This window comes from uncultured Brevundimonas sp. (assembly GCF_963975535.1).
In the GTDB taxonomy this organism is placed as follows: Bacteria; Pseudomonadota; Alphaproteobacteria; order Caulobacterales; family Caulobacteraceae; genus Brevundimonas.
Genome location: NZ_CAXBHE010000001.1, coordinates 320,362 through 332,812 on the forward strand (window position 1 = coordinate 320,362; position 12,451 = coordinate 332,812).

At 69.2% G+C, this 12,451-nt stretch carries 11 protein-coding genes; 8 read left to right on the plus strand and 3 right to left on the minus strand.

Going from position 1 to position 12,451, the window contains the following annotated elements; translation table 11 throughout:
* Nucleotides 1-99 precede the first annotated feature (99 nt).
* Nucleotides 100-1,761: a urocanate hydratase gene (gene hutU, locus AACZ75_RS01515; RefSeq protein WP_339870796.1), complete on the plus strand. Its 1,662-nt coding sequence runs from the start codon at nucleotides 100-102 to the stop codon at nucleotides 1,759-1,761.
* A gap of 164 nt (nucleotides 1,762-1,925) precedes the next feature.
* On the plus strand, nucleotides 1,926-3,452 hold the full coding sequence (gene hutH, locus AACZ75_RS01520; protein WP_339870797.1) for a histidine ammonia-lyase: 1,527 nt from the start codon (nucleotides 1,926-1,928) through the stop codon (nucleotides 3,450-3,452).
* 70 nt (nucleotides 3,453-3,522) lie between these two features.
* Here the strand turns inward: hutH and fni are convergent, their stop codons facing one another.
* Nucleotides 3,523-4,548: a type 2 isopentenyl-diphosphate Delta-isomerase gene (gene fni / locus AACZ75_RS01525; RefSeq protein WP_339870798.1), complete on the minus strand. Its 1,026-nt coding sequence runs from the start codon at nucleotides 4,546-4,548 to the stop codon at nucleotides 3,523-3,525.
* Between the two features lie 37 nt (nucleotides 4,549-4,585).
* Nucleotides 4,586-6,439 (minus strand): PPC domain-containing protein, encoded by a 1,854-nt coding sequence (locus tag AACZ75_RS01530; RefSeq protein WP_339870799.1) that lies wholly within the window; start codon nucleotides 6,437-6,439, stop codon nucleotides 4,586-4,588.
* A 97-nt stretch (nucleotides 6,440-6,536) separates the two neighbouring features.
* On the opposite strand from AACZ75_RS01530, the gene AACZ75_RS01535 reads away from it, so the two are divergent.
* The 5 genes from AACZ75_RS01535 (at nucleotide 6,537) to AACZ75_RS01555 (ending at nucleotide 10,550) form a co-directional block, all read left to right on the plus strand.
* A complete protein-coding gene (locus AACZ75_RS01535) occupies nucleotides 6,537-7,460 on the plus strand; it encodes a bifunctional methylenetetrahydrofolate dehydrogenase/methenyltetrahydrofolate cyclohydrolase (protein ID WP_339870800.1) in 924 nt (307 codons plus the stop codon).
* Between the two features lie 67 nt (nucleotides 7,461-7,527).
* Entirely contained in the window at nucleotides 7,528-8,208 is a 681-nt protein-coding gene (locus AACZ75_RS01540) for a LemA family protein (RefSeq protein WP_339870801.1), read from the plus strand.
* A gap of 44 nt (nucleotides 8,209-8,252) precedes the next feature.
* Nucleotides 8,253-9,038, plus strand: coding sequence for a TPM domain-containing protein (locus tag AACZ75_RS01545; RefSeq protein ID WP_339870802.1), 786 nt, complete (start codon nucleotides 8,253-8,255; stop codon nucleotides 9,036-9,038).
* A complete protein-coding gene (locus AACZ75_RS01550) occupies nucleotides 9,038-9,724 on the plus strand; it encodes a TPM domain-containing protein (protein WP_339870803.1) in 687 nt (228 codons plus the stop codon). Before AACZ75_RS01545 ends, AACZ75_RS01550 begins: the two co-directional genes overlap by 1 nt.
* Before the next feature lie 67 nt (nucleotides 9,725-9,791).
* The gene (locus AACZ75_RS01555) at nucleotides 9,792-10,550 is read left to right on the plus strand and encodes an endonuclease/exonuclease/phosphatase family protein (protein ID WP_339870804.1); all 759 of its coding nucleotides are present in this window, start codon (nucleotides 9,792-9,794) and stop codon (nucleotides 10,548-10,550) included.
* Here AACZ75_RS01555 and AACZ75_RS01560 read toward each other — a convergent pair.
* The gene (locus tag AACZ75_RS01560) at nucleotides 10,516-12,015 is read right to left on the minus strand and encodes a phospholipase D-like domain-containing protein (RefSeq protein WP_339870805.1); all 1,500 of its coding nucleotides are present in this window, start codon (nucleotides 12,013-12,015) and stop codon (nucleotides 10,516-10,518) included. The two genes, AACZ75_RS01555 and AACZ75_RS01560, sit on opposite strands and share 35 nt — an antisense overlap.
* Before the next feature lie 188 nt (nucleotides 12,016-12,203).
* On the opposite strand from AACZ75_RS01560, the gene AACZ75_RS01565 reads away from it, so the two are divergent.
* Entirely contained in the window at nucleotides 12,204-12,389 is a 186-nt protein-coding gene (locus AACZ75_RS01565) for a hypothetical protein (protein WP_339870806.1), read from the plus strand.
* Nucleotides 12,390-12,451: the final 62 nt, after the last annotated feature.

The window sequence follows — 12,451 nt, forward strand, 5'->3', positions numbered from 1 at the left end:
CTCTCCCGCCGGGAGAGGGAGGCGCTGCGAAGTCTCTGCCGACGATGCCCCCTGCCCTCTCCCTTCACCCGCAGGCGGAGAAGAGGCTATGAAGCCGCCATGACGACTCAACCGAACACCCGCGTCATTCGCGCGCCGCATGGCCCCGAGATGACCGCGAAGACCTGGGCGGCCGAAGCGGCCCTGCGTATGCTGATGAACAACCTCGATCCCGAGGTGGCCGAACGGCCCGAGGATCTCGTGGTCTATGGCGGCATCGGCAAGGCCGCCCGCGACTGGCCCAGCTTCGATCGCATCGTCCACGAACTGCGCGAACTCGAACCCGACGAGACCCTGCTGGTCCAGTCGGGCAAGCCCGTCGGCGTGTTCCGCACCCATGTCGACGCGCCGCGCGTGCTGATCGCCAACTCCAACCTGGTGCCCAGATGGGCGACCTGGGAGCATTTCAACGAACTCGATCGCAAGGGTCTGATGATGTACGGCCAGATGACGGCCGGGTCGTGGATCTACATCGGCACCCAGGGCATCGTTCAGGGCACCTATGAGACCTTCATGGAGGCCGGCCGCCAGCACTACGGCGGCGACTGGTCGGGCAAATGGATCCTGACCGCCGGCCTCGGCGGCATGGGCGGGGCCCAGCCTTTGGCGGCGACCATGGCCGGGGCCTCCTGCCTCGCCGTCGAATGCCAGCGCAGCCGCATCGAGATGCGCCTCAGGACCCGCTACCTCGACGTGATGGCCGAGACCCTCGACGAGGCCCTGGCCCTGCTCGAACAGGCCAGGTCGGACGGAAAAGCCATATCCGTCGGCCTGTTGGGCAATGCGGCGGATGTTTTGCCTGAACTGGTCCAGCGCGGCGTCCGGCCCGACCTGGTCACCGACCAGACCAGCGCCCACGACCTCGTCAACGGCTATCTGCCCCAGGGCTGGACCGTGGCCGAATGGGAGGACAAGCGGGTCTCCGACCCCGCCGCCGTCGAATTCGCCGCTGCCCAGTCCTGCGCGGTGCACGTCCAGGCCATGCTCGACTTCCAGGCCGCCGGCATCCCGGTCACCGACTACGGCAACAACATCCGCCAGGTCGCCTTCGACGCCGGTATCGCCAACGCCTTCGACTTCCCCGGCTTCGTCCCCGCCTATATCCGCCCGCTGTTCTGCCGCGGCATCGGCCCGTTCCGCTGGGCCGCCCTGTCCGGCGATCCGGCCGACATCGCCAAGACCGATGCGGCGATGAAAAAGCTGTTCCCCGACAATGCCGGCCTGCATCGCTGGATGGACATGGCCGCCGACCGCATCGCCTTCCAGGGCCTGCCTGCCCGCATCTGCTGGATCGGCCTCGGCGACCGCCATCGCGCCGGCCTGATGTTCAACGACATGGTCGCCTCGGGCGAGCTCAGCGCCCCGATCGTCATCGGTCGCGACCATCTCGACTCCGGCTCGGTCGCCAGCCCCAACCGCGAGACGGAATCAATGATTGATGGCTCCGACGCCGTGTCCGACTGGCCCCTGCTCAACGCCCTGCTCAACACCGCCTCGGGGGCCAGCTGGGTCTCCCTGCATCACGGCGGCGGTGTCGGCATGGGTTACTCCCAGCACTCCGGCGTGGTCATCGTCGCCGACGGCACACCCGAGGCGGCCAAACGTCTGGAACGCGTGCTCTGGAACGACCCCGCCACCGGCGTCATGCGCCACGCCGACGCCGGCTATGACATTGCGAAAGACGCAGCCCGCGAGCACGGGCTCAACCTGCCGAGCCTTTAGAGCCCTTCCCCCTTGATGGGGGAAGGGTTGGGATGGGGGTGAAACGGTGGCCATATAGGCACCGCTCTCTCGCAGCCCGGACCTTCCTTCGGCGGCCGATCGGGCCCGCCGCACCCCCAACCCCGGCCCTTCCCCCATCAAGGGGGAAGGGAGAGGATCAGCGAATGAAACTCACCCTCGGCACGACGCCCCTGACCCTCGCCCGGTTGCGCGCCGTGCTCGACGGCCCCTGCACCGTCGACCTGACCCCGGCGGCCTGGGCCGATGTCGACAAGGGGGCGGCCACCGTCGCCGCCATCGTCGCCGAGGGCCGCACCGTCTACGGCATCAACACCGGCTTCGGCCTGCTGGCCAACACCTCGATCGCGCCCGAGGATCTCGAGACCCTGCAGCGCAACCTCGTCCTCAGCCACGCCTGCGGCGTCGGCCGGGATCTGGACGATGCCGTGGTTCGCCTGATGATGGTGCTGAAGATCGCCAGCCTGTCGCGCGGAGCCTCGGGCATCCGCCGCGCCACGCTCGAGACCCTGATCGCGATGGTCAATGCCGACGTCCTGCCCTGTATCCCGGCCAAGGGCTCGGTCGGGGCCTCGGGCGACCTGGCCCCCCTGGCCCATATGAGCTGCGTCCTGATCGGTGTCGGCGAGGCCCGCCACAGGGGCGAGATCCTCGAGGCTACGGCCGCCCTGGCCCGCGCCGGGCTCGCGCCCCTGACGCTGGGTCCCAAGGAGGGTCTGGCCCTGCTGAACGGCACCCAGTGTTCGACCGCGCTCGCGCTGGCCGGCCTGTTCGCGACCGAGGCCGTATATGCCGCCGCCGTCGCCGCCGGGGCCCTGTCGGTCGACGCGCTGAAAGGCTCCGACGCCCCGTTCGACGCCCGCATCCACGCCCTGCGCGGCCAGCCCGGCCAGATCGCCGTGGCCGAACGGCTGCGCGCCCTGATGGCCGGCAGTGCCATCCGCGACAGCCACCGCCACGACTGCGCCAAGGTCCAGGACCCCTATTCCCTGCGCTGCCAGCCCCAGGTCATGGGCGCCATCCTCGACCTGCTCAACAACGCCGCGGCCACCCTGACGCGCGAGGCCAATGCCGTGACCGACAATCCGCTGGTCTTCTTCGAGGACGGCGACGTCATCTCGGGCGGTAATTTCCACGCCGAACCCGTTGCTTTTGCGGCCGACCAGATCGCCATGGCCCTGTGCGAGATCGGCAATATTTCCGAGCGCCGCACCTCCATCCTCGTCGATCCGAACATGAGCGCCCTGCCGGCCTTCCTGGTGAAGGAAAGCGGCCTCAATTCCGGCTTCATGATCGCCCAGGTCACCGCCGCCGCCCTGGTGGCCGAAAACCGCATGGTCGCCCATCCGTGCAGCGTCGACACCGTGCCGACCAGCGCCAACCAGGAAGACCACGTCTCCATGGCCACCCATGGCGCGCGTCGCCTGCTCGACATGGCCGAGAACAGCGCCGCCGTGGTCGGCATCGAACTGCTGGCCGCGGCCCAGGGCATCGAATTCCACCGCCCCCTGACCTCGTCGCCCGATCTGGAAAAGGTCTATGCCATCGTCCGCGAGGCGGCCGCCGCCTACGGCAGTGACCACTATTTCGCCCCCGACATCGCCCGGGCGACGGACGGGGTCCGGGCGGGACGCTACCGCGCCTTCGCGGCGGGCCTGTTGCCGTCGGCCTGACCGATTGATCGCTGTCGTCATCCGGGGGCGCGTAGCGAACCCCGGGACCCAGCGGCGCGCGACAGCGGGATCAGTCCGACTGCAGCGGTGCCCGTCGCAGCACCGCCAGACTGGACGAGCCGGTGCAGAAACAGACCGTGCGCAGCTGGCGGATCACGATCTGGAAATGCGCGACCACGGCCTCGGTCGAGACGGTGGCGGCGCTCAACACCCCGGCGGCCTGACCGACAATGTCGGCACCCAGCCGGATGGCCCGGGCCGCGTCGACGCCGTCGCGCACCCCGCCCGAACCGATGAGCAACGTCTGCGGACAGGCCGCCCGCACCGCGGCGATGGCCCGGGCCGTCGGGATACCCCAGTCGGCGAAGGCGGCGGCATGGGCCTTGTCGGCCGGATCCCGCGCCCGCTCACCCTCGATCAGGCCCCAGTTGGACCCGCCCGCCCCGGCCACATCCAGACCGGCGACGCCCATCTCGACCAGCCGCCGCGCCGTGGCCGCCGACAGACCGGCCCCCGTCTCCTTGACCAGTACCGGCGCGTCCAGCCGGCGGATCAACGCCCCCAGGGCCGCGCCCACGCCCCACCAGTCGCGGTCACCCTCGGGCTGACAGGCCTCCTGCAACGGGTTCAGGTGCACGATCAGGGCGTCGGCCCCGATCATGTCGATGACCCGCCGCGCCTCGTCGACGCCGAAGCCCCGCGTCAGCTGGGCCGCGCCGATATTGGCCAGGATCGGCGTGTCCGGGGCCCGTTGCCGCAGCCCCATGTCCAGCCCGGCCGCGCCGCCGCTTTCCAGCGCCGCCCGCTGCGAGCCGACGGCCAGGGCGATGCCCAGATGCTGCGCCGCCTCGGCCAGCCGCGCATTGATCGCCCCGGCCCGCGACGGCCCGCCGGTCATGGCACTGATCAGCAGCGGGGCCTGCAGCCGCCGCCCCAGCAGGTCGGCCCCCAGATCGATCTTGCCGTGATCCAGATCCGGCAGGGCCTCATGCACGAAACGCACGGCGTCGAAGCCGGCGTCATGCCGGTGACGCCCCTCGCCCGACAGGACAACGTCGAGATGCTGATCCTTCCGGTCAGGGTCGGCCCTGGTCAATCCGGTGCTCCGCCGGCGGTCATCGCGTTCGAAGCCCTCAGCGGTGCTCGGGCTGGCGGTCGACCGTCATCGCATAGGCACCGGTCTGCCCCTGGCCATAACTTCCGGCCCGGATGACATAGGTCCCGGCGGCGGGCGCGGTCCAGTCCAGCTTGGCGTGGGTGTCGGACAGGCCGTCGTCGTCGGACGTCAGCACCTCGAAGCCGCCGCCGTCCTGATCCTGGCCCAGCACCAGAAAGGCGTCGAACGCGTTGGAGACCATGGTGATCACCAGCTTGTCGCCTTCCTTCACATGCACCGCATAGGCGTCGAAATAGCTGCCGTCGTCCGCGGTCGCGTCGTTGTCGGTCAGCGTCCCGCGGGCGGTCGCGCCGATCAGGATGCTGCCGGGCATCGGCTCCGGTCCCCGGTCAATCAGTTCGATCGAATACAGACCCTTGGTGTCCGCCGCGTACGGGCGCGCCCGCACGACGTAGTAGCCGGTCTCCGTCAGGGTGAAATTCAGGCGCGAATCCGTGCCCTGGCCGAGGCCGTCGTCATCGGCGGCCGTGGCCGAAAACTCGCCCGACGCCGCGCCGATCTCCAGATAGGTGTCGAAATCCCCCGAGCGCATGATGACCTGCACCCTCTGTCCCACGCTGCCGCCGAAGCTGTAGGAATCATAGCCGCGGCCATCGGAATCGCGCGGATCCTCGTCGTCGATCGCGCCCTCGACGGTCGCCCCGAAGGCCAGCGGCTCGGGCGCGCGTTCCGGCTCGACCTCGCTGACGGACAGGGTGTAGGCCCCGGTCGAATCCGCGGCGAAGCCGCGCGCCTCGATCCGGTATTCGCCGTCCGTCGCCAACACGAAGGTCAGCCGCGAATCCGTGCCTTCGCCGCCGTCGTCGTTCGTCGCCAGACTGGTCATCGCGCCGCTGGTCCCGTCGATGCTGAACAGCTCCAGGAAGGTGTCGAAGGCCGACGAGGCCATCTCGACCTGGACCCTCTGCCCGGCCCGGCCGCTGAAGCGGTAGCTGTCCGCCGCCTGCCCGGCATCATTGGGGCCGTCGGTTGCCACCAGTTCCCCCTCGACAGTCTGGCCGACAGTGATGGGCTCGCCGGGGGTCGCGGCGGGGGCTTCCGACAGACTCAGCGCATAGGCACCGGCACCGTTCGCCCCCAGCGGCGTGACGCGCACCACATAGGTGTCGTTCCCGGGAGCGGTGAACACGAGATAGGAATCCAGCGCGCCGCCGCCGGGACCGTCGTCGTTCTCGGCAAGCTGGACGAATTCGCTCCCGTCCATCCGACCGACCCGGACCACGGGGTCGAAATCCTCCGAGCTCAGCCGGATCCCGACCCGGTCACCGGTCCGCGCCCGGAAGCTGAAGGCGTCGTAGACGGCACCGTCGTCTGTCTCCGGATCCCCGGACGTCAGTGTGCCCGTCCGGCTCTGGCCGACCCGGATCGCCGTCGGCCGCGGGGCCCGGGCCGCCGCCGGCCGCTCGCTGAGCCTCAGCGTATAGGCACCGCCCTCCAGCCCGAACAGCGAGCGCGCCCGCAACAGATAGTCGCCATCCCGGTCGGCGGTGAACCGCAGGCGGGAATCGGTGGTGCGCCCGAAGCCGTCGTCATCGCCGTAAAGCTCGTCATCGGCTCCATCCGCCTCATACACCGCCAGATAGGTGTCGAACGCTTCCGACTGCATGGTGATTTCCAGCCGCTGGCCGGCCCGGGCCGTGAACCGGTAGTCGTCATAGCGGTACTCACCGTCGGGTCCGACGGGGTCCGAATCATCCAGGGTTCCCGAGACCGAGGCCCCGACGCGGATCACCTCCTGCGCCAGGGTCGGACCCGCGACGACCATCAGGGCCAGCAGACTGACCGTGGCAATAGAGATTGAACGACGCATTGGAACCCCCTTGGTTTCTCTGTCGATCATAGACGCCGAACCGGGGGGGCTGTAAATCACGTCGCTCTTTACCGACTTGTGACAACAGGAGCGCCGCATGACGGCCCAGCCCGCCCGCGCGACCCTGATCGACGGCAAGGCCTTTGCCGCCGGCCTGGTGGATCGTGTCGCCGCCGCCACGACGCGCCTGATCGCCGACCGGGGGGTGAAGCCCGGCCTGGCCGTCGTCATCGTCGGCGAGGACCCGGCCAGCCAGGTCTATGTCCGCAACAAGGGTGAACGCACCCTGGCGGCCGGCATGCGCTCCGACACCCACCGCCTGCCGGACACCACCACCGAGGCCGAGCTCCTCGCCCTGGTCGCGACCCTGAACGCGGACACCGGGCTGCACGGTATTCTCGTGCAGCTGCCCTTGCCCGCCCACATCGACACCGCCGCGGTCCTGGACGCCATCGACCCCGACAAGGACGTCGACGGCTTCCATGTCGTCAACGCCGGCCGGCTCGCCGTCGGCCTGCCCGGACTGGTGCCGTGCACGCCGCTGGGCTGCCTGATGCTGCTGAAGAACGCGCTCGGCGACCTGTCCGGCCGCAATGCGGTGATCGTCGGCCGCTCCAACATCGTCGGCAAGCCGATGGCCCAGCTGCTGCTGGCCGAGAGCTGTACCGTCACCATCGCCCATTCCCGCACCCGCGACCTGCCGGCCCTGTGCCGCACAGCCGACATTCTGGTCGCCGCCGTCGGGCGGCCCGAGATGATCCGCGGCGACTGGATTCGTCCCGGCGCGACGGTCATCGACGTCGGTATCAACCGCCTGCCGTCGCGCGACCCGCTCAAGGCCGCGGAGGGCAAGACCCGGCTGGTGGGTGACGTCGCCTTCGACGAGGCGGTCACGGTCGCCGGTCACATCACGCCCGTGCCCGGCGGCGTCGGTCCGATGACCATCGCCTGCCTGCTGGCCAATACCTATACGGCCGCGTGCCGCGCCGCCGGCGTCACGCCGGAACCACTCGACGCTTGAAGCCCTGACCTCAAGGGCGGATAGTCGACGTTCATCGCACTCCCGACTGTCCATCCAGGAGACGTCCATGATCCGGTTTCCCCCGCGTGCAACCGCCATCGCCGCGGCCGTCATCATCCTGCCGACGGTGGCGGGGTGCGGCTACAACACCATTCCGACCCGGGAAGAGGCCGCCAAGGCGCGCTGGGCCGATGTTCAGTCCCAGTACCAGCGCCGGGCCGACCTGATCCCCAACCTCGTCTCGACGGTCCAGGGCGCGGCCATCCAGGAACGCACCACCCTGACCCAGGTCACCGAGGCCCGGGCGCGCGCCACCGCCGTGACCGTGACCCCCGAGACCCTGAACGACCCCGCCGCCTTCCAGCGCTACCAGGCGGCCCAGGGGGAACTGTCCCAGGCCCTGTCGCGCCTGCTGATGGTCGTCGAAAACTATCCGCAGCTTCAGGCCAACCAGAATTTCCTCGCCCTCCAGTCACAGCTGGAAGGCACCGAGAACCGCATCGCCATCGCCCGGCGCGACTACAATGCGGCGGTCCAGGCCTACAACACGTCGCTGCGGACCTTCCCGACCGTGATCTGGGCCAAGACCCTCCAGTCCGACGCCGAGCGGATGCAGCTGTTCAGCGCCGCGCCCCAGGCCCAGACCGCCCCGACCGTCAGCTTTGACGGACTCGCCCCGGCCGTCCCCGGCGGCGCGGCGCCCCCGGTCACCCCCGGAACCACCCCGGCGGCGACGCCCGCCCCGTGACCCGGGTCCGCCGGTCACCGGCAGAGCGTTCCGACGGCTGGGCCATGCCCGTCCTGATCACAGTGGTGCTGATCTGGCTGATCGCCGCCGTCCCGGCCTTCGCCGCCGGATCGCCGGCGTTTCCGGCCCTGTCCGGCCGGGTGGTGGACCAGGCCCGGCTGCTCAGCCCCGACCGCGAGGCGGAACTGGACGGGACCCTGGCCGCGCTCGAGCGGGACACCGGCAATCAGGTTGTGGTCGTCACCGTCAACAGTCTCGAAGGTCTGGAGATCGAGGACTACGGCTACCGGCTGGGTCGCGCCTGGGGTATCGGCCGGCGGGACAGCAACAATGGCGTCCTGCTGATCGTCGCCCCCGAGGAACGCAGGGTCAGGATCGAGGTCGGCTACGGACTGGAACCGGTCCTGACCGACGCCCTGTCGGCCCTGATCATCCAGAACCAGATCCTGCCGTCCTTCCGCACGGGCGGCTATGAGGCCGGGATCACCCGGGGCGTCGCCGCCATCGACACCCAGCTGCGGCTCGACCCGGTCGAGGCCCAGGCCGTGGCGGCCGAGGCTGCGGCACCCCGAAATGACTTGCCGGTCAGGACGATCCTGGTCATCGGCGTCGTCTTCCTGCTGCTGCTGTTCAGCCTGATCGGGGCCGCCTCGGCCGGGGGTCGCCGTCGGCGCGGCGGTGACGGCCTGACCCCGATCCTGATCTGGGCGGCCGCGGAAGCCCTGAAAGGCAGCGCCCGCGGCGGTCGGGGCGGCGGATTCGGCGGCGGCGGCGGCTTCAGTGGCGGTGGCGGCAGTTTCGGTGGCGGCGGGGCCTCGGGAGGATGGTGATGAAACTGACGGCCGATGATCATGCCCGAATCGCCCGCGCCATCGCCGAGGCCGAGACCCGGACCTCGGGCGAAATTTTCTGCGTCCTGGCGGGGCGGGTCTCCGCCTACCGGGACATCTCACTGGGTTGGGCCGCGGCCGCGGCCCTGATCCTGCCCCTGTCGCTGGTACCGCTCGGCTTCGACGCCACCTGGCTGCCCGGTTTCGGCAGTGGCTGGGAAGTCGCCCACCTCGCCGCGCGCGAGGTCACGGTCGGTCGCACCCTGTCCGCCTATGCGATGGTCCAGGCGGCGGTGTTCCTCGCCGTCTTCCTGCTGACCTCCATCCCGGTCGTGCGTCGCCTCGTGACGCCCCGTGCCATTCGTCGCGCCCGGGTCCGGCGGGTCGCCCTGAGTCAATTTCTTGCCCACGGCCTGCACATGACCGAGGGCCGCACCGGCGTGCTGATCTTCGCCGCCCTGTCGGACCACCAGGTCGAGGTCATCGCCGACCAGGGTATCCACGCCCGGGTCGACCGGGATGTCTGGGCCGGAGCGGTCGAGGTGCTCGTCCGCGGTTTGCGCTCGGACCGACCGGTCGAAGGCTTCGAGCAGGCGATCGGCCTGTGCGCGCAGGTCCTCGCCGAACAGTTCCCGCCCGGCTCACAGAACCCCAACCAGATCGCCGACCGGCTGGTCGTGATCTGAACATTCGCTACGCCGTTGCGGCGCTCCGTTCCCCACCGGACAGGGCCCGCCACTCGCCAAGGATCCCATGCCCCGCCTTCTGACCTACAATGTCCACCGCTGTGTCGGGGTGGATCGCCGACTCGATATCGATCGCATCGTCGGTGTCATCGCCGAGCATGATCCGGACATCGTCTGCCTGCAGGAGCTGGACGTCGGTCGCGCCCGGACCGGCTTCATCGACCAGGCCTGTGCCATCGCCGAAGGCCTGTCGATGTCCTTCCATTTCCACCCGGCGATGCAGGTCGAGGCGGAACTGTATGGCGACGCCATCCTGACCAGTCGGCCGGAGCGCCTGATCCGTTCGGCCAGCCTGCCGACGGTTCGCGGCATTCCGGGGCTGGAGCCGCGCGGGGCCCTGTGGTCGGTGATCGACATCGACGGCGTGCAGGTCAACATTCTCAACACCCACCTGGGTCTGGTCCCGCGCGAACAGCGCCTGCAGGCCCAGGCCCTGGCCGGTCCCGACTGGCTCGGCCATCCGGACTGCGCCGGGCCGACCATCCTGACCGGCGACTTCAACGCCACCTCCATGACCCGGCCCTATCAGCTGCTGGCGAATTGCCTGCCCGACGCCCAGCGTACCCTCGGCCTGAAGCCGTCGATCAAGACCTTCCCGTCCAGCTTTCCGGCAATCCGCATCGACCACTGCTTTGTCAGCTCCGACATCATCGTCCGGTCGATGTCGGCCCCGTTCTCGCCGCTGGCGCGGATGGCCTCTGACCACCTGCCCCTGATCATGGATTTCGACGTCAATCCGGAAGCGACTCGCCGTCTCGTTGCCTGAGGTCGCTCAGCCGGCCGTGGGCCTGCCGCTGGGACGGGTTGCGACGCTTCCACGGTCGCCAGGCGTCATCGGATGACGACGGATCGCCGAGCTGCCACTCGGCGATGAACCGTTCCACCACCGAGGGCGGGGCCGCCCCCAGCGGCTGCATGCGGCCGGTGTCGAAATTCCGGATCGCCGAGCCGGTCGACCCCATGACGGCCTCGGCCGCGGCGAATTCCTCCCCCGTCACCCCGATGAAGTGGCCGATACTGTGGTGGCGGATGCGGGCGATCGTCGCCTGCCCGGCCTCGGTGCCCGGCTCGGCGGCCACGTCACACTCCGTATCCAGACCCAGCGAGCGGTTGTTGAGATTGGTCGAACCGATCCGCAGCACCCGATCATCGATCACCGCGATCTTGGCGTGGATGATGATCCGCCCCCCCTCCGGCGTCACCGGGGCAAAGGCCGAGAATCGTCCGTGGGTGTCGGCGCTTTCGAGCCGGAACAGCACTTCGGACCGGGCCGTATCCATCGTCATCTGGTCGAACCAGCTCGGGCTCCCGCCGGTCGAGATCAACACCACCTCGGGACCGTCGGCCTCGGCCAGCCGCTCGGCCAGGGCCGCCGCGATCACCGGCGAGGTGAAATACTGGTTCTCCAGATAGATCAACCGCCGGGCCCGACGGATCATCTCCAGATACAGGGTCTCGTTCTCGCGCACCTCGTTGCGCCCGCGCCATCTGGGCTCGGTGCGGGCGATGGCCACCGGCGTGTCGACCAGATCCGCCACGACGCCGTCCGGCCAGGGGTCGTCGGACACCGTGTCAGGGACCGTCCGTTCCCAGGTGGCCCGGAACCAGCGCTCGCGCGCCAGATCGCCCAGCGCCCGGGCCGCGGCACCGTCCATCACGCACATCATCTCGTGCCGCGGAGCCGAAATCAGGCCGGACGGCTGGCACCGTCGGGGGTCGCCGTCGAGATGTTCCGACGTGTCCCAGCGGTCCGTCGAAATGTCGCCGCCCCCGCAGAAGGCGATGGCGTCATCGATGATCACCACCTTCTGGTGATGACACGCGCCGATCGGGCCCGGCGAATCCAGGCGAAACTCCACCATCCGCTTGCGGAACCAGCTCTGGGCCAGATGCGGATAGAATCCCTGCGAGGCGGCGATCAGCAGGGGCGATTTCCAGATCAGCAGCCGCACGTCCAGATACGGCCGCGACTTGACCAGCATCCGCAGCTGATGGCCGATTTCCGCCTGGCGGTCACCGTGCCGGGTTTCCGGATCCAGCCGCGTGCGCGGATCGAACTGCCAGCCGAGGACGACGATCGAACGCCTGGCCTTGTCCAGCGACGACTTCAGCGCATCGAAATAGGCCTCGTTTTCCATCAGGACGGCGAAGCGGTCCGCCGTTTCGACCCGCCAGCAGCCCCGTCCGGGATGCAGCAGCGTCTCTTCGTGACTGTCGGTCTCTTCGTGCATGACGCCAGCCTGACCGATTCGCATGACGTCCGGATGCGCGCCGCATCCAGGACGTTTGAACCGGTCATCCGTTCCACGGAGAGCGCGGCCTGGTCAACAAAACTCCGCCCTGCCGCGGACCGGCATTTGCCCGATCGGCCGTTTTGGCGCATAGAAACACCGTCGTTTCTGAACGGGGGAGATCGGCGATGCAGGCGCTGATCCAGATGATTGCCAGTTTCATCGCCATGTTGGCGGCTGCGGCCCTGTCCCAGTTCGGCGTCAACATGCATGCGCCCCGCCAGGCTGACCGTGAAATCCACCGGGTCACCGACTGTGACAACACCACCGCCACGGTGATCACGCCGGCCTCCGGAACCGATCGCGACTGTTGAACAATCGTCTGCGCGTCATCGGGAATCGCCCGGTCCGCCTTTGCTCCCCTCCGCTAAGCCGC